The following is a 17,494-nucleotide window of genomic DNA, read 5'->3' on the forward strand; positions in this document are numbered from 1 at the left end:
ACAGATATGAATTTCCGCCTGACCGGGCTGGCACTGGCCGCTACCGTTTTAGTAGGCTGTGCAGGCGCGGCCGATACCCAACCGCAAGGGCGTTCAGACCCGTTAGAAGGGTTCAACCGAACAATGTACGACTTCAACTTTAACCTGTTGGACCCGTATATTGTGCGCCCGGTGGCTGTGGCGTGGCGTGATTACGTGCCACAACCGGCACGTAATGGTCTGAGTAACTTTACCAGTAACCTCGAAGAACCCGCTTCTATGGTGAACTATTTCCTGCAAGGCGACCCGTATCAGGGAATGGTGCATTTCACCCGTTTCTTCCTCAACACGCTGTTGGGGATGGGTGGTTTCATCGACGTAGCAGGGATGGCGAACCCGAAACTGCAGCGTATGGAGCCGAATCGCTTCGGCACTACGCTAGGGCATTACGGGGTAGGTTACGGTCCTTACGTTCATTTACCCGCATACGGCAGCTTTACCATTCGTGAGGATGGTGGCCAGTGGGTAGATGATTTATATGCCCCTCTCTCCTGGCTTACCTGGTGGATGTCGGTCGGTAAGTGGACTATCGAAGGGATTGAAACGCGTGCCCAGCTGCTGGATTCGGAAGGCCTGCTCAAACAATCTTCAGATCCGTATATTCTGGTGCGTGAAGCCTACTTCCAGCGTCATGATTTTATGGCAAACGGCGGGAAGCTGACGCCGCAGGATAATCCGAATGCGGCATCGATTGAAGATTCTCTGGAAGATATCGATTCGCAGTAAGTGCGGGATGGTTAAGATATAAAAAAAGGCGAAACCTCGGTTTCGCCTTTTTTATCACGATTAACTATCAGAATGCGTAGTTAAAGTTCATACCGTACAGCCAGGCTTTACCTTCAGACTGGAAGGTGTGCCCTTCTTCTTTGAACTCAACATGCTGACCGTGCATGTAGGAAATACCCAGGTCGATGGAAGCATCATCGTTAAAGGCGTAAGTCGTACCTGCGCTCAGCCAGAAGCGGTCCTGATCCGGAATAGAGATCGAGCGGTTTTCAGCCGGAACCGGGCTATCGTCAAATGCGATACCGGTACGGAAGGTCCAGTTCTTATCCATAAAGTAGGTGGTACCTAAAGCAATACGGTACGCATCCTTAAAGTTTTCTTCTTTTTGGAACAGCGTCTGGCCATTGTTATTAGTGGCTTTCAGCTCCTGGAACTGGCTCCAGCTGGTGTAGGCCACGCTGTAGTGGATAGCCCACTGCGGCGCGACTTTGTTATAGCCCGACAGCTCCCACATTTCAGGCAGGTTCAGGGTCAGAGAGCCTGGAACGGTTTGCCCGCTGGTGCCCCAGGGGAACGTTGTTCCTGCACCTGGTACGCGGTTAAATGCGGTATTGATATTACTCTTGTAATCGCCATTAAAGTCAATTTTAACTTCAGAACGATAGGTAAAGCCGTAGCGGTTATCTTTATCGATTTCATAAAGAATACCGGCGTTCCAGCCATAGCCCCACTCATCACCTTCCAGGTGCGCGATTTGGGTACCCGGAGCTGCCAGGCCAGCCCCTGCCAATCGCTCACCGGCATAACGTTCAATTTTCGCTTTCGCGTAAACAGCATCAAACCCAAGCCCAAAGCTCCAGTTATCGTTTAAACGATAAGCGCCACTCAGGTTCAGGTTTAAAGTGGTCAGGTCGGTTTTACCACCATATTCGCCAGCGATGTAATCATTGTTAAATTCAGTGGCAAGGCCGTAGTTTGAAGTAACGGAAGCTCCCCAACCAAATTGTTCATTGATAGGCGCAACAAAATGCAGGTTAGGTACCCATGCAGTTGGCGCGATATTATTGGCATCCGTGCTCCGTCCGGTGTATGGAGATTTACCAGAGATGTTCACGTCCGGATCAATAAATACTGCGCCACCGGAGAACATTGGGCGGTCAAACATCATAATGGTTGCAGGGTTACGGCTGGCAGAGCCCGCGTTATCTGCGACTGCACCTTCCCCGGAATAAGCTCGGCCCAGGCCTGAGGAAGAGAACTCGTTTAATTGAAAGCCGGCTGAGTACGCCTGCGATGAGACAATTGCCACTGCAACCGCGAGGGCTGACTTTGTAAACAGGTTTTTCTGGCTCATGACCAAAACCTCATAATTGATTTATTTTTATACAAAAAATGTTACATACCGTAACAGGAGCGCGAATAGTAGGGGCTGATCCGTTACAGAGAAAGCAGACCAGTGGCAAGAGTATAGGTCTGACCAGATGTAATGTTGCAAGTTTGTAGCGTAGTTTTTTCAACTTTGATCATCGAAACGAGATCTGTCTGGCAAAAACGGCCGTCGGGTCACTTAACCAAAAGGGTGAAACTTGTTTTAGATCATTTTTAACCGTGATTTGGGTCACTGGCAGAGTTTGACAAGATTAACGACTGGAGTCGCTTCAACCGGCAGCGTAAAATAAGCAGGAATTGTTTAATCCTGTTCAATACCAAATACAGAGGAAATCATAAATGAGTAAAAACAGTGCTGATGAAACCCCGGTTTGCTGCTGTATTGATGTCGGTTCTATCATCGATAATACTGACTGCACAGCCACTTACAGCCGCCTATTCGCCACTAAAGCCGAAGCGGACGAAACCCTGGCAGCGCTGAGTGAAAAGGCTCGTGCAGCAGAATCAGAACCTTGCCAGATTGTCCCGCGTTACACCGAAGAAGCTGATGGCATCCGTCTGGATATCGACTTTACTTTCAGCTGCCAGGCTGAAACCATGATCTTCCAGCTGGGCCTGCGTTAATCTCCTGCTGCTGTTCTGGCTCTCTTCTTTTTTCGGGAAGAGAGCTTTATCGGTTAGCATGTTCCCCACTCAAAGCGTGTCCCCTCTCCCAAATATTGACTCCCTCAGTTGGCTGAATGTAACTTTTTGGTTAAAACTGTGATCAGGTCAGACCACTATTGGTTAATTACAATTTTATTCCCCGGAAATATGAAGTTACAGCTATGCCGCTGGAGATTCACAGACATAGGGGAAAACAGGGGAGCTTATGAGTCAGGCACTTCCGTTAGTCACACGTCAGGGGGAGCGTATTGCCATTGTCAGTGGCTTACGCACGCCTTTTGCCCGGCAGGCGACGGCCTTTCACGGCATACCCGCGGTCGATCTCGGCAATATGGTCGTTAGCGAACTGCTGGCGCGCAGCGAAATCCCCCCGGAAATCATCGAACAACTCGTTTTCGGCCAGGTCGTGCAGATGCCGGAAGCACCGAATATCGCCCGTGAAATTGTTTTGGGCTCCGGGATGAGCGTGCATACCGACGCCTACAGCGTGAGCCGCGCCTGTGCGACGAGCTTCCAGGCCGTGGCGAACGTTGCTGAAAGTTTAATGGCCGGGACTATTCGCGCGGGTATCGCGGGTGGCGCGGATTCATCGTCTGTTTTACCGATTGGCGTCAGTAAAAAACTGGGGCGCGTACTGGTCGATGCTAATAAATCCCGTACCCTGGGGCAAAAATTGAAACTCTTTTCCCGCTTACGCCCTCGCGACCTGTTACCTGTTCCTCCTGCCGTCGCCGAGTATTCGACCGGTTTACGCATGGGCGATACCGCCGAACAAATGGCGAAAACGCATGGCATTACCCGTGAACAACAAGATGCGCTGGCGCATCGCTCTCACACCAAAGCCGCGATGGCCTGGAAAGAGGGCAAACTGGCCGCGGAAGTGATGACGGCTTTTATTCCTCCTTATCGTCAGCCTTTCAGCGAAGACAATAACGTGCGCCAGAATTCTTCCATTGCCGATTATGCGAAGCTGCGCCCGGCATTCGATCGCCAACACGGCACGGTCACCGCCGCCAATAGTACGCCGTTAACTGACGGTGCCGCGGCGGTTATTCTGATGACGGAATCACGCGCTAAAGAGCTGGGCCTGAAACCGCTGGGCTATTTACGCAGCTACGCATTTACGGCGGTGGATGTCTGGCAGGATATGCTGCTTGGCCCGGCATGGGCGACGCCTTTAGCGCTGGAAAGGGCAGGTATCACCCTGAACGATCTGACGTTATTTGATATGCATGAAGCCTTTGCGGCGCAAACCCTGGCGAACCTGAAAATGCTCGCCAGCGAACGTTTTGCCCGTGACGTATTAGGGCGTGCTCATGCTACGGGTGAAGTGGACGACTCGAAATTTAACGTGCTGGGTGGCTCGATTGCTTACGGGCACCCGTTTGCGGCCACAGGGGCGCGAATGATTACCCAGACACTTCATGAGTTACGCCGCCGGGGCGGTGGCTTTGGCCTGGTTACCGCGTGTGCAGCCGGTGGATTGGGTGCTGCAATGGTTCTGGAGGCCGAATAATGGAACAGACTTCTGCTTTCCACTTACATATCCGTCTCGACAATATCGCGGTGGTGACTATCGATGTGCCGGGCGAAAAAATGAATACGCTGAAAGCCTCTTTCGGCCCGGAAGTCCACAACATCATCAAACAGGTACGCGACAATACCGCGCTGCAAGGGGTGATCTTTATCTCTGGCAAGCCGGATAACTTTGTCGCAGGCGCCGATATCAACATGATTGCCCATTGCCAGACCGCACTTGAGGCGCAAAACCTGGCGCATCAGGGGCAGCAAATCATGGCGGAAATTGCCGCATTGCCCATTCCGGTGGTGGCGGCAATTCATGGCGCGTGTCTCGGCGGTGGGCTTGAGCTGGCGCTGGCCTGTCATTCACGCATTTGTACCGATGATGAAAAAACCAAACTTGGCTTGCCGGAAGTGCAGCTTGGCTTATTGCCTGGTTCCGGCGGCACCCAGCGTTTACCTCGTTTGATTGGCGTCAGTAACGCGCTGGATATGATTTTGACGGGTAAACAGTTACGCCCGCGCCAGGCGCTAAAACTAGGTCTGGTCGATGAGGTGGTTCCCCACTCTATTTTACTGGCCGCCGCGGTTGAACGTGTCGCAAAGGGGCGCCAGACGTCGCGCGCATTACCGGTTCGGGAACGCATCCTGGCAGGCCCTCTTGGCCGCTCTGTGCTGTTCAGTATGGTGAGTAAGAAAACCGAGCAAAAAACTCGCGGCAATTATCCTGCCGCGCAGCGCATTATTGAGGTAATAAAAATCGGCCTGGGGCAGGGGAGTTTTAGCGGTTACGAGTCAGAAGCGAAAGCCTTTGGCGAGCTGGCGATGACGCCGCAATCGGCCGCTTTACGTGGGCTATTCTTTGCCAGCACCGAGCTTAAAAAAGAGTACGGCGCTGATGCACCGCCGCGTCCAATAAAGGCGGTCGGCATATTGGGTGGCGGTTTGATGGGGGGAGGCATTGCGTTTGTCACGGCGACCAAAGGCAAACTGCCGGTGCGTATTAAAGATATCAATAATGAAGGCATTAACCACGCGCTGAAATACAGCTGGGATCTGCTGGATAAAAAAGTGCGCCGTCGCCATCTGAAAGCTGCGGAGCGCCAGCGAGAAATGGCGCGCATCTCCGGCGGCACCGATTATCACGGTTTCCATCATCGCGACATTGTCGTGGAGGCCGTTTTTGAAGATCTCGCCCTCAAGCAAAAGATGGTGGCAGAAATCGAACAAAACGCTGCGCCGCACACCATCTTTGCTTCCAATACTTCTTCGCTGCCGATTGCTGACATTGCCGCCAACGCGGCACGGCCGGAGCAGGTGATTGGCCTGCATTATTTTAGCCCGGTCGATAAAATGCCGCTGGTTGAAGTTATCCCCCACGCAGGGACCAGTGCGCAAACAATTTCTACTACCGTTCAACTGGCTAAAAAACAGGGTAAAACGCCGATTGTGGTGGGCGACAGCGCCGGGTTCTACGTCAACCGTATTCTCGCCCCCTATGTGAATGAAGCGATGCGCTGCCTGCTGGAGGGCGAGCCCGTCGATAAAATTGATAACGCGCTGGTGGCGTTTGGTTTCCCTGTCGGCCCAATCCAGCTTCTGGATGAGGTGGGAATTGATGTCGGGACTAAGATTAGCCCTGTGCTTCAGCAGGCTTTCGGCGAGCGTTTTGCTGCTCCGCAAAAGATTGCAGCAATATTGAATGACGATCGCAAAGGTAGAAAAAATGGGCGCGGTTTCTATCTTTATCCGGGCAAAGGGAGTAGAAGCAAAAAGCAGGTTGACCCTGCAATCTATCCCCTGCTGGGCGTGTCGCCTGAAGGGAAGCTGGCGGAAAAAGAGATAGCGCAACGCTGCGTGATGATGATGCTCAATGAAGCGGCTCGCTGCCTTGATGAAGATGTGGTGCGCAGCGCCCGCGATGGCGACATCGGTGGCGTATTCGGTATTGGTTTTCCACCGTTTCTCGGTGGCCCGTTCCGCTATATGGATGCGCTGGGGATGGGTGAAGTTGTCGCACAGCTACAGCGTCTGGCAAGTCAGTACGGGGAGCGTTTTGCGCCCTGCGACAGACTTTTACAAATGATGGCACAACAGCAAAGTTTCTGGGGGGAAGTGAACCCCACAGAGGAAGCTGTAGTCAAAGAAACATGAGGTTATCACCCGGTGAATGGATGCTGCTCGGTCACTTAATAAACAGTGATTGACTATACTTGCACCATTGAGGTACAAAACAGCGTTTCATTCGATGTACGGATAAGGCACAATGCCCGGCTGCTGAATTTCCCGGCGCAAGCTTCAGAGGAATTCAGGCCTTCCTGGTTAACAAAAGCGGTGCAATATGCAAGTTTTTATCATGCGTCACGGCGACGCAGCTCTCGATGCCGCCAGCGATTCGGTACGTCCACTCACCCAGTGTGGCTGTGATGAATCCCGAATGATGGCGACCTGGTTGAAAGATCGGGTGGTAGATATCGAACGTGTTCTGGTGAGCCCTTACCTGCGAGCAGAACAAACCCTGGATGTGGTACGGGAAGCACTGACGCTTCCAGGCAAAGAAGACATTCTGCCGGAATTGACGCCGTGCGGCGATGTAGGCTGGTAAGCGGCTATTTGCAAACCCTGGCGAATGAAGGCGTCGCCTCGGCACTGGTGATTTCACACCTGCCGTTAGTCGGATATCTGGTCTCTGAGCTTTGCCCGGAAGAGACACCGCCGATGTTCAGTACCTCGGCCATTGCTAATGTCACGCTTGATCCTGAAACCGGGAAAGGGGTATTCAACTGGCAGATGAGCCCATGCAATTTGAAAGTAGCTAAAGCTATCTGATAGCCGTAAGCATGAAAAATAGAAGAGCCGCGCAATGCGGCTCTTTCTGTTTGTCGCTCTCCTGTGGGGCAGGGGCGGGGGCATCAGGCCACTCGAACTCTACGGCAGCTCCGGCGGCATCCACTCTTCGATTTCAATCAACACCAGCAATGCAGCATCACCACCATACTCTTTTGGTGCCTGGTGAAACGCCATAATGTGCGGATGCTGCGCCAGCCATAATGGTGTTTGCTGCTTCAAAACGTGTTTGCCATGCCCGTGCATCACGCAGGCACAAAACACATGCTCGCGCCGACAGGCTGCGATCAACGCCCCTAATTCCTGCTTGGCCTGTAACTGGGTCAGACCATGCAAATCAAGGAATAGCTCGGGAGAGTAATCACCACGGCGAATTTTTTTCAGCTCAAAATGGCTAACGTCTTCGCGCACATAGCGCGTCGGGCCTTCAGTTGCCAGGCGCGGCTGGAATTCGTCAGAAAAGTAATGACTCGCATCGGCTTGTTCCTGCAACAGCCGTTTTACTGGAACTTGCTGGACTTTCTTACGCATCGGGCGATGAACAATGGTGTCCTGAGTTAATTTTTTGGTGCCGCTCATCAGATCGTGGAAAAGGTTCCGATCGTCAGCGCTGAGCGGATTTTTCTTCTTCATCGGTTTCTCGTCTCGCATCTGCATTAGCGCCAGTTTACCTGGTTTGTCGTCCATCGCTAAATAAAACGCAATTTTCACCGCAGTGACAGTGATTGAAATGCTGATTTGTCGCGGCCTTCATGGCAAACTAATCGCTTATTGAATTAGCGTGAACGGCCTGCGGAGGGCAACGTGGATAAAATTTTCGTCGATGAGGCAGTCAATGAACTGCACACCATTCAGGATATGCTGCGCTGGGCAGTCAGTCGTTTTAGCGCCGCCAACATCTGGTATGGCCATGGTACGGATAACCCGTGGGACGAAGCCGTTCAGTTAGTGCTGCCAAGCCTCTATCTGCCGCTGGATATTCCTGAAGATATGCGCACCGCGCGTCTGACGCCAAGCGAACGCCATCGTATCGTTGAGCGCGTGATCCGCCGCGTCAACGAGCGCATCCCGGTCGCCTATCTGACCAACAAAGCCTGGTTCTGCGGCCACGAATTTTATGTCGATGAGCGCGTGCTGGTGCCGCGTTCGCCAATCGGTGAGCTTATCACCAACCGTTTTGCCGGCCTGTTTGATAACGAACCGCAGCATATCCTGGATATGTGCACCGGCAGCGGCTGTATCGCCATTGCCTGTGCTTACGAATTCCAGAATGCGGAAGTGGACGCGGTTGATATTTCTCTTGATGCGCTGGCGGTTGCCGAGCAAAACATCGCCGAGCACGGCCTGGAAAACCAGGTGACGCCGATTCGTTCAGACCTGTTCCGCGACCTGCCAAAAGTGCAGTACGACATTATCGTCACTAACCCGCCGTATGTGGATGCGGACGATATGTCTGACCTGCCGGGCGAGTTCAGGTTCGAGCCTGAATTAGGTCTGGCGGCAGGAACCGATGGCCTGAAGCTGGCGCGTCGTATTCTGGCCTGTGCGCCTGATTACCTTGCCGATGGCGGGGTTCTGATTTGTGAGGTTGGAAACAGCATGGTCCACCTGATGGACCAATACCCGGACGTGCCGTTCACCTGGCTTGAATTCGACAACGGCGGCGACGGCGTGTTTATGCTGACCAAATCGCAGCTTATCGACGCGCGCGAACATTTCAGCATCTACAAAGATTAATCTGTGCAGGCGGGCCTTACGGCCCGTCTTCTTTTGCTCACAACACAACGAAAATGACAACGGTAAGGAGCCGTGACAGAAGATGGCAGGAAACTCTATTGGACAGGTATTTCGCGTAACGACTTTTGGTGAGTCCCACGGTGTGGCGTTGGGCTGTATTGTGGATGGCGTGCCGCCGGGCATTCCGCTGACCGAAGCTGATTTACAGCACGATCTCAATCGCCGCCGCCCGGGCACTTCTCGCTACACTACTCAGCGGCGTGAACCCGATCGGGTGAAGATCCTCTCCGGCGTTTTTGACGGCGTGACGACCGGTACCAGCATCGGTTTGCTGATTGAAAACACCGATCAGCGCTCGCAGGATTACAGCGCGATCAAAGACGTGTTCCGTCCGGGCCACGCTGATTACACCTACGAACAAAAATATGGCCTGCGCGATTACCGTGGCGGTGGCCGTTCTTCTGCCCGCGAAACCGCAATGCGCGTGGCGGCTGGGGCGATTGCTAAAAAATATCTGGCGCATAAATACGGCATCACCATTCGTGGCTGCCTGACGCAAATGGGCGATGTGCCACTGGAAATCAAAGACTGGGATCAAGTTGAGCAGAACCCGTTTTTCTGCCCTGACCCGGATAAAATCGAAACCCTTGATGAACTGATGCGGGCGCTGAAAAAAGAGGGCGACTCTATCGGTGCGAAAGTGACCGTGGTGGCTGACAACGTGCCGCCGGGCCTGGGAGAACCGGTATTCGACCGCTTAGATGCCGATATCGCGCACGCGCTGATGAGCATTAACGCCGTGAAAGGCGTGGAAATCGGCGCGGGCTTTGGCGTGGTTAATCTGCGCGGTAGCCAGAACCGTGACGAAATAACCAAAGAGGGCTTCCAGAGCAACCATGCTGGGGGCATTCTTGGGGGGATCAGCAGCGGCCAGCAAATTGTCGCGAATATGGCGCTGAAACCGACCTCCAGCATTATGGTTCCGGGTCGTACCATCAATCGCGAAGGCGAAGAAGTTGAGATGGTCACGCGCGGCCGCCATGACCCTTGCGTGGGTATTCGTGCGGTTCCGATTGCCGAAGCCATGTTAGCGATTGTATTGATGGATCATATGCTGCGTCAGCGTGCTCAAAACGGTGACGTGACTTTCCCTTTGCCGCGCTGGTAATGCGATGAAAAATACGCTCGTGGGGCTACTGGCATTGCTTGCCAGTACCGCTACTTTTGCCGCTACCCCGTGGCAGAAAATTAGCCATCCGATTGCCGGGAGCCCGCAGTCTATCGGCGCTTTTTCTAACGGCTGTATCGTGGGCGCCCACGCGTTGCCGCTTAACGATCCCCGCTATCAGGTGATGCGCCCGGATCAGCGCCGCTATTTTGGCCATCCCGATTTAGTGACGTTTATCCAGCGCCTGAGTAACCAGTCTACGCAGCTGGGCCTCGGTACGCTGCTGGTTGGCGATATGGGCATGGCGGCGGGCGGTCGTTTTAGTTCAGGCCATGCCAGCCACCAAAGCGGGCTGGACGTCGATATCTTCTTGCAGCTTCCCAAAGCGCGCTGGACGTCAGCTCAGCTTCTTAAACCGCAGGCGCTGGATTTAGTCGCCAGCGATAATCAGCATGTGGTGCCGCGTTTGTGGCAGCCGGAAATCAGCAGCCTGATTAAGCTTGCGGCGCAAGATAATGACGTCACGCGTATTTTCGTCAACCCGGCGATAAAGCAACAGTTGTGCCTTGATGCGGGGGCCGATCGCGACTGGCTGCGCAAAGTGCGCCCGTGGTTTGCGCACCGTGCGCATATGCATGTGCGCCTGCGTTGCCCGGCGGATAGCCTTGAGTGTGAAGACCAGCCCTTACCTCCGCCCGGCGACGGCTGCGGTGCCGAATTGCACAGCTGGTTTGCGCCGCCAGCGCCCGGCGAGCGGCCAGCGAAAAAGAAAACGCCGCCCCCTTTACCCGCCTCTTGTCAGGCTTTGCTGGATGAGCACGTTCTCTAACGGATAAGTTCATGGAATGGAAATAACTGACAAGAAAGGAAAAAACGTGGTTTTTCCTTTCTTGTGGGAAGCAGCCGAAAATCAATCAATTGATTTTCCTTGTTAATTTTTTAGTGAGATCTTTTCGTTTCACGATTGCATGAGGTTTGTCATCTCTTTGATGGAATGGTTCATGGTTTCCCCCCTGATGCTGGTGGCGCTATTTTTCGTCGCCATGCTGGCAGGGTTTATTGATTCACTGGCGGGCGGCGGCGGCCTGATCACCGTTCCCGTCCTGTTAGCTACGGGAATGTCCCCCGCACATGCTTTGGCGACTAACAAACTCCAGGCCTGTGGCGGTTCGGTTTCTTCCTCGCTCTATTTTATCCGCCGTAAGGTGGTGAACTTAAAAGATCAGAAACTCAATATTCTGATGACCTTTATTGGCTCAACATCCGGAGCGTTGCTGGTTCAGTATGTGAAATCAGACGTGCTGCGCCAGATCCTGCCGCTATTAGTTATCTGCATTGGTTTATATTTTTTACTGATGCCAAAACTGGGTGAAGAAGACAGGCAACGCCGTTTGTACGGCCTGCCGTTTGCGCTGGTGGCAGGCGGCTGCGTCGGTTTTTACGACGGTTTCTTCGGGCCGGGGGCGGGGTCTTTTTATGCGCTGGCCTTTGTCACGCTATGCGGCTTTAACCTCGCTAAATCTACCGCTCACGCCAAAGTATTAAACGCCACCTCGAATCTCGGCGGCCTGCTGCTGTTCATTATTGGCGGCAAAGTGATTTGGGGAACCGGTTTTGTGATGATGGCCGGCCAGTTCTTAGGGGCGCGAATGGGATCGCGCCTTGTGTTGAGTAAAGGGCAAAAACTGATCCGTCCGATGATTGTGATAGTTTCGGCGGTGATGAGTGCCAAACTCTTATTTGATAGCCACGGAACGGAGATCCTCCATTGGTTGGGGATAGTTTGAGATGACCACAGCGAATATGACCATAGCGACAGAGCACCATTATCAGGAACTTATCGATATTTTCGATAACTGCTTTCAGGATGAATTTAATACCCGTCTGATTAAAGGCGACGACGAACCGATCTATCTTCCTGCTGATGAGGAAATTCCTTATCACCGCGTGGTGTTTGCCCACGGTTATTATGCCAGCGGTATGCACGAGATTTCTCACTGGCTTATCGCGGGTAAAGCACGCCGCGAGCTGGTGGATTTTGGGTACTGGTATTGCCCGGACGGGCGTGATGCCGAAACACAAAGCAAATTTGAGGATGTGGAAGTCAAACCCCAGGCGCAGGAATGGTTGCTGTGCGTGGCGGCAAACTTCCCGTTCAACGTGAGCTGCGACAACCTGAGCGGAGATTTCGACCCGGACAGGATCGCCTTCCAGCGCCGTGTCCACGCCCAGGTGATGGTTTACCTGCAGGAAGGCATTCCGGCGCGTACGGCAAAACTGATTGAAGCATTGCGGGAATACTACCAAACCCCGCCGCTGGCCGCAGAGCAGTTCCCGTGGCCGGAAGATTTAAACTAAAAACCTGCAAAAGAGGAAGTACGATGATCGCGGAATTTGAGACACGCATTCTGGCGCTAATTGATGAGATGGTTGAGACGGCCAGCGATGACGAACTGTTTGCCAGCGGTTATCTGCGTGGCCATCTGACGCTGGCAGTCGCCGATCTGGAACTGGGGGAAGACCATAGCCCGGAAGCGCTGCATACTGCGGTCTCTGGTGGTCTGGAAAAAGCGATTCAGGCCGGTGAACTGTCGCCGCGCGACCAGTCTTTGGTGCTGGAAATGTGGGACAACCTGTACCAGAAAGCGCAATTCTAATCCCTTGTGCTGGATGACGCCGCCGCTTATCTACCCTACGAATTTGTAGGTCGGGTAAGCGCCGCGTCACCCGATATAACTATTTGACTTCTCTTCCTTTCAGCAACTTCCGCACCCAAAATCGATTTGGATTCAGAGCCGCCAGCGTTTCGCCATCCAACGGGATAGGTTCATTACTCATTTGCGCGGCCAGAATCTCTGCCGCCAGCGGTGCGCTGCATAACCCTCTTGAGCCCAGGCCCGCCAGCATAAACAAGTCTGGATAAACCGGCGCGGTTTCGGCATTTTCACGGCTTTCAACCAGCTTCGCATACGCTTCAAGCGTGGCGTCATAACGCGGAACACTGCCAATTAACGGCATATGATCGCGTGTCGCACAGCGCACGCCGCAGCGTGCTTCACCGGCAGAAATATCCACTTCCTGCGGCCACCCCGCATCCGGCAAGCAGTTCAGCAAACGCTGGCGGTTATGCTGCTGATCTTCATCGTTATAACGCATTTCTTCCACGCCACGATGGTAGCTGGCACCGATACAGTGTTGCTGATTGTTCGGGTTCTGCGGCGTCAAATAGCCGTCGTAACACAGTACCTGGCGTAACTGAGAAAGCGACGGGCCGCTGGGAATATGGCTGACCTGGCCGCCAACCGCAGAAAATGGCAGATTTTGGGTTTGTGCGAACTTGCTGATTTTAAAGCCGTTGGCCAGCACCACCGCCGTATGGCGTTTTGCTGCTTGTGCGGCAAAGGTTAATTGCCAACCCTCAGGCGTTTGAATTAATTCTTCAACATGATGCTGATAATGGGTTTTAAGCCCCATTTGTGCCGCAAGCGCAAGGGCGCCAGCCGTCAATTGCGCAGGGCACAACCAACCACCGAGCGGATAGGTTGCGCCACCGTGCCCGGTTTGCAGGCCGCAAAGTTTAGCGGCAGTTTCCGCATCGACAGCATGGGCAAGTAACTCAGGAAATTCGAGGCTCAGCATTTGTTCGATTTTATGCTGACTCTTCTCATCCCAACCCAGTTGCGTCACGCCACACCAGAGGTGATCAAACTCAACGGGCAATGAGTCGTATAAGCGCCGGGCAAAGGTGAACGCCGCGCTGAAAAAGTTTGTTAGCGAAGCGTCGTGCGTATTGAGCAGCGGATAAAGCGCTCCCTGACGGTTGCCGGAAGCACCGAGTGCCGGAGCGCTGTCTTCACAGTACAGCGTGACCTGCCAGCCACGGCGCAGCAAAGCAAGCGCGAGCAGGGCGCTGGCAACACCGCCGCCCACGATCGCGACTTCCTGTCCAGATGCTGCCGGACGGGCGAACCACGGCGTGCGGGCCGGCGTTTCCAGCGTATTTTCCATAAAACCCGTCAGCATTTCACGTTTGCGGCCAAAGCCTTTGGTTTTGGTCATCGTGAAGCCTGCTTCAATCAGCCCACGACGCACAAAACCGGCGCAGGTGAATGTCGCCAGCGTGCCGCCCGGGCGTGCCAGTTTCGCCATGGCGGTAAACAGCTGTGGCGTCCACATATCCGGGTTTTTTGACGGTGCAAAGCCATCGAGGAACCAGGCGTCGACCTGGTTATTTAAGCTGTCATCTAATTGCGGTATTAGCTCGTTAATATCGCCAAACCAAAGGTCGAGAGTCACGCGCCCATCAGCCAGTAAAATACGGTGGCAACCGGCAAAAGGCTGTGGCCATTGTTGCTGTAGCTGGCGTGCAAAATCGTCCAGTTCGGGCCAGTGTGCGTGCGCGGCCTGTAAATCTTTTACGGTTAGCGGGAATTTTTCAAAGCTAATAAAATGCAGACGTTGCAGCGCGGCCTGCGGCTGTTTTGTGCAAAATTCCGTAAAAGCTTGCCATAAAGTCAGGAAGTTAAGCCCGGTGCCGAAGCCGCTTTCAGCGACCACAAACAGCGAACGAGGGTGGGTGGCGAAACGCTCTTTCAGATGATTTCCCCCCAGAAAGACATAACGAGTTTCCTCCAGTCCATTATCATTAGAGAAGTACACGTCGTCGAACTCTCGGGATACAGGTGTACCCTCTTCATTAAAGTCCAGGTTGGCAGATTGTATTGGGGAGTGTTTCACGTAAGTTACTCGTCTGGCAGGGCGTGCAGGGATAGTAACGATGTGTGCGCAGCGGTGCAAATTTCCGGCCAATTTGGCTGATCGGACTTGTTCGGCGTACAAGTGTACGCTATTGTGCCTGTCGAAATCCTAACAGTGCAGTAGAAGAGGTATTGAATGAAACGTGCAGTGATTACTGGTCTGGGCATTGTTTCCAGCATCGGTAACAACCAGCAGGAAGTCCTGGCATCTCTGCGTGAAGGTCGCCCGGGGATCACTTTCTCTCAAGAATTCAAAGATTCTGGAATGCGCAGCCACGTGTGGGGTAACGTTAAACTGGACACCACCGGCCTGATTGACCGTAAAGTGGTCCGTTTCATGAACGATGCCTCTGTCTATGCTTACCTTTCAATGCAGCAAGCGATTGAAGATGCTGGTTTGAAAGAAGAAGTTTATCAAAGCAACCCGCGCGTAGGCCTGATTGCCGGTTCCGGTGGTTCGTCTAAATCTCAGGTGTTCGGTGCAGACGCAATGCGTAGCCCGCGCGGCCTGAAAGCGGTTGGTCCTTATGTTGTGACCAAAGCGATGGGTTCTGCGGTTTCCGCCTGCCTCGCGACTCCGTTCAAAATTCACGGTGTGAACTATTCCATCAGCTCCGCCTGTGCCACTTCTGCGCACTGCATCGGTAATGCCGTTGAGCAAATTCAGCTCGGCAAGCAGGATATCGTTTTTGCCGGCGGCGGCGAAGAGCTGTGCTGGGAAATGGCCTGTGAGTTTGATGCCATGGGCGCGCTGTCTACCAAATATAACGAAACGCCGGAAAAAGCGTCCCGTACCTATGATGCGAGCCGTGACGGTTTCGTTATCGCAGGCGGCGGCGGCATGGTCGTGGTTGAAGAGCTGGAGCACGCTCTGGCTCGTGGCGCACACATCTACGCTGAAATCGTTGGCTACGGCGCCACGTCTGACGGCGCAGATATGGTTGCTCCATCAGGTGAAGGCGCAGTGCGCTGCATGAAGATGGCAATGCACGGCGTGGATACCCCGATTGACTACCTGAACACCCACGGGACTTCAACACCGGTCGGTGATGTGAAAGAACTGGGCGCAATCAAAGAAGTGTTCGGTGATAATTCACCAGCAATGTCTGCGACCAAAGCGATGACCGGCCACTCTCTGGGGGCCGCAGGCGTTCAGGAAGCGATTTACTCTCTGCTGATGCTGGAGCACGGTTTTATCGCGCCAAGCATTAACATTGAGCAGCTGGATGAGCAGGCAGCGGGCCTGAACATCGTGACTGAAACTACCGAGCGTCAGCTGAACACGGTTATGTCTAACAGCTTCGGTTTCGGTGGTACTAACGCAACTCTGGTGATGCGTAAAATTAACGCATAATCCAGATGGACGTTAATAAGCGGGGCGCCTTGTGCGCCCCGTTTTTTTTTGCATAATGGCTGCTACCAGGGAGCCATAGTATGTCCTCAATAAATCAGTCTCATCGAAACAATAAATCCGAAAACAAGTCCTTATTTGGCATTACCTTCGCGGTGTTTCTCACCTATATGACGGTGGGTCTGCCGCTGCCGGTTATTCCACTTTTTGTCCATCATGAACTCGGGTTTGGCAACACCATGGTGGGGATTGCCGTGGGTATCCAGTTCCTCGCAACGGTATTAACGCGTGGCTACGCCGGGCGGCTGGCCGATCGGCAGGGGGCAAAACGTTCGACCCTGCAGGGAATGTGCGCTTGTGCGCTGGCCGGCGTTGCTTATCTGTTGGCGGCGTTATTGCCCGTCGATGCGACGGCAAAATTTGCTTTGCTGGCTGTGGGGCGTTTGATTCTTGGTTTTGGTGAAAGCCAGTTGCTGACCGGAAATCTCACCTGGGGTTTGGGCCTGGTGGGCCCGGCACGCTCCGGCAAAGTGATGTCGTGGAACGGGATGGCGATTTATGGTGCATTAGCCGCTGGCGCGCCGATCGGCTTACTGTTAAACAGCCGCTGGGGATTTGTCGCGCTGGGGGTTTCCACTATCGCACTGCCGTTGGTCGCGTGGGCGTTTAATGGCCGCATTCGCGCCGTGCCTGCATATAAAGGCGAGCGTCCGTCGCTGTTCGCCGTCATTGGCCTTATCTGGAAACCGGGGCTTGGCCTTGCGCTACAGGGCGTGGGGTTTGCGGTGATCGGCACCTTTGTCTCCCTCTACTTTGCCTCGAACGGTTGGGCGTGGGCGGGTTTTACGCTGACCGCCTTCGGCGGCGCTTTTGTGCTGATGCGCGTGCTGTTTGGCTGGATGCCCGATCGCTTTGGCGGCGTGAAAGTGGCGCTGGTTTCACTGGCGATTGAGGCCGTCGGTCTGGTGTTGCTATGGCAAGCTTCCGGTGCTGGCATTGCGCTAGCTGGTGCCGCATTGACGGGCTGTGGCTGTTCATTGATATTTCCGGCGCTCGGTGTGGAAGTTGTAAAACGGGTTCCCGCACAGGTGCGCGGTACGGCGCTTGGGGGATACGCCGCGTTTCAGGACATCTCATACGGCATCGCTGGCCCGCTGACCGGGCTGTTAGCGACTTCTATGGGCTATCCTTCGGTGTTTCTTACCGGGGCGATAGCGGCAGCGCTCGGCATAGTTGTGACGTTAATGACTATGCGCCAATAGCCTGCGCCAGCGATTGCTGACAAAGAAGGAA

Annotated in this window: 15 protein-coding genes and 1 pseudogene; 13 read left to right on the plus strand and 3 right to left on the minus strand. The window is 53.8% G+C overall.

The features are described from left to right. Positions 1–6 precede the first annotated feature (6 nt). Positions 7–765, plus strand: coding sequence for a phospholipid-binding lipoprotein MlaA (mlaA, locus tag EHN07_RS05600; RefSeq protein ID WP_124023198.1), 759 nt, complete (start codon positions 7–9; stop codon positions 763–765). 67 nt (positions 766–832) lie between these two features. Here the strand turns inward: mlaA and fadL are convergent, their stop codons facing one another. Beyond that, positions 833–2,119 (minus strand): long-chain fatty acid transporter FadL, encoded by a 1,287-nt coding sequence (gene fadL / locus EHN07_RS05605; protein ID WP_124023199.1) that lies wholly within the window; start codon positions 2,117–2,119, stop codon positions 833–835. Between the two features lie 374 nt (positions 2,120–2,493). On the opposite strand from fadL, the gene EHN07_RS05610 reads away from it, so the two are divergent. From EHN07_RS05610 to sixA, 4 genes and pseudogenes are all read left to right on the plus strand, one after another. Beyond that, complete coding sequence (locus tag EHN07_RS05610) at positions 2,494–2,778, plus strand: YfcZ/YiiS family protein (protein WP_124023200.1); 285 nt, start codon at positions 2,494–2,496, stop codon at positions 2,776–2,778. Between the two features lie 247 nt (positions 2,779–3,025). After that, on the plus strand, positions 3,026–4,336 hold the full coding sequence (gene fadI, locus EHN07_RS05615) for an acetyl-CoA C-acyltransferase FadI (protein WP_124023201.1): 1,311 nt from the start codon (positions 3,026–3,028) through the stop codon (positions 4,334–4,336). After that, a complete protein-coding gene (gene fadJ / locus EHN07_RS05620) occupies positions 4,336–6,495 on the plus strand; it encodes a fatty acid oxidation complex subunit alpha FadJ (RefSeq protein WP_124023202.1) in 2,160 nt (719 codons plus the stop codon). Before fadI ends, fadJ begins: the two co-directional genes overlap by 1 nt. A gap of 187 nt (positions 6,496–6,682) precedes the next feature. Then, positions 6,683–7,170: pseudogene (gene sixA / locus EHN07_RS05625) on the plus strand (phosphohistidine phosphatase SixA). A 99-nt stretch (positions 7,171–7,269) separates the two neighbouring features. Here the strand turns inward: sixA and smrB are convergent. Beyond that, the gene (gene smrB / locus EHN07_RS05630; protein ID WP_124023212.1) at positions 7,270–7,821 is read right to left on the minus strand and encodes an endonuclease SmrB; all 552 of its coding nucleotides are present in this window, start codon (positions 7,819–7,821) and stop codon (positions 7,270–7,272) included. Between the two features lie 171 nt (positions 7,822–7,992). Between smrB and prmB the strand changes: the two genes are divergently transcribed. The 6 genes from prmB to EHN07_RS05660 all read left to right on the plus strand — a co-directional run bounded on the left by prmB (position 7,993) and on the right by EHN07_RS05660 (position 12,750). Then, the gene (gene prmB / locus EHN07_RS05635; protein WP_124023203.1) at positions 7,993–8,925 is read left to right on the plus strand and encodes a 50S ribosomal protein L3 N(5)-glutamine methyltransferase; all 933 of its coding nucleotides are present in this window, start codon (positions 7,993–7,995) and stop codon (positions 8,923–8,925) included. A gap of 82 nt (positions 8,926–9,007) precedes the next feature. After that, positions 9,008–10,093 carry a chorismate synthase gene (gene aroC, locus EHN07_RS05640; protein ID WP_124023204.1) on the plus strand — a complete coding sequence of 362 codons (1,086 nt, stop codon included), beginning with the start codon at positions 9,008–9,010 and terminating at the stop codon, positions 10,091–10,093. Between the two features lie 4 nt (positions 10,094–10,097). Then, positions 10,098–10,922 (plus strand): penicillin-insensitive murein endopeptidase, encoded by an 825-nt coding sequence (gene mepA, locus EHN07_RS05645; RefSeq protein ID WP_124023205.1) that lies wholly within the window; start codon positions 10,098–10,100, stop codon positions 10,920–10,922. A gap of 160 nt (positions 10,923–11,082) precedes the next feature. After that, positions 11,083–11,880, plus strand: a complete 798-nt coding sequence (locus EHN07_RS05650) for a sulfite exporter TauE/SafE family protein (RefSeq protein WP_124023213.1) — start codon at positions 11,083–11,085, stop codon at positions 11,878–11,880. A 16-nt stretch (positions 11,881–11,896) separates the two neighbouring features. Beyond that, positions 11,897–12,451, plus strand: coding sequence for an elongation factor P hydroxylase (locus EHN07_RS05655; protein WP_167467287.1), 555 nt, complete (start codon positions 11,897–11,899; stop codon positions 12,449–12,451). 23 nt (positions 12,452–12,474) lie between these two features. Next, the gene (locus EHN07_RS05660; RefSeq protein ID WP_124023206.1) at positions 12,475–12,750 is read left to right on the plus strand and encodes a YfcL family protein; all 276 of its coding nucleotides are present in this window, start codon (positions 12,475–12,477) and stop codon (positions 12,748–12,750) included. Positions 12,751–12,829: 79 nt separating this feature from the next. Here the strand turns inward: EHN07_RS05660 and mnmC are convergent, their stop codons facing one another. Continuing rightward, positions 12,830–14,830 carry a bifunctional tRNA (5-methylaminomethyl-2-thiouridine)(34)-methyltransferase MnmC2/FAD-dependent 5-carboxymethylaminomethyl-2-thiouridine(34) oxidoreductase MnmC1 gene (gene mnmC, locus EHN07_RS05665; protein WP_208646981.1) on the minus strand — a complete coding sequence of 667 codons (2,001 nt, stop codon included), beginning with the start codon at positions 14,828–14,830 and terminating at the stop codon, positions 12,830–12,832. 156 nt (positions 14,831–14,986) lie between these two features. On the opposite strand from mnmC, the gene fabB reads away from it, so the two are divergent. Both fabB and EHN07_RS05675 read left to right on the plus strand, forming a co-directional pair. Then, complete coding sequence (gene fabB, locus EHN07_RS05670; protein WP_124023208.1) at positions 14,987–16,204, plus strand: beta-ketoacyl-ACP synthase I; 1,218 nt, start codon at positions 14,987–14,989, stop codon at positions 16,202–16,204. An 80-nt stretch (positions 16,205–16,284) separates the two neighbouring features. Next, entirely contained in the window at positions 16,285–17,463 is a 1,179-nt protein-coding gene (locus EHN07_RS05675; protein WP_124023209.1) for an MFS transporter, read from the plus strand. Positions 17,464–17,494 lie beyond the last annotated feature (31 nt).

The sequence above is a fragment of the Buttiauxella warmboldiae genome (assembly GCF_003818135.1).
Lineage (GTDB): Bacteria > Pseudomonadota > Gammaproteobacteria > Enterobacterales > Enterobacteriaceae > Buttiauxella > Buttiauxella warmboldiae.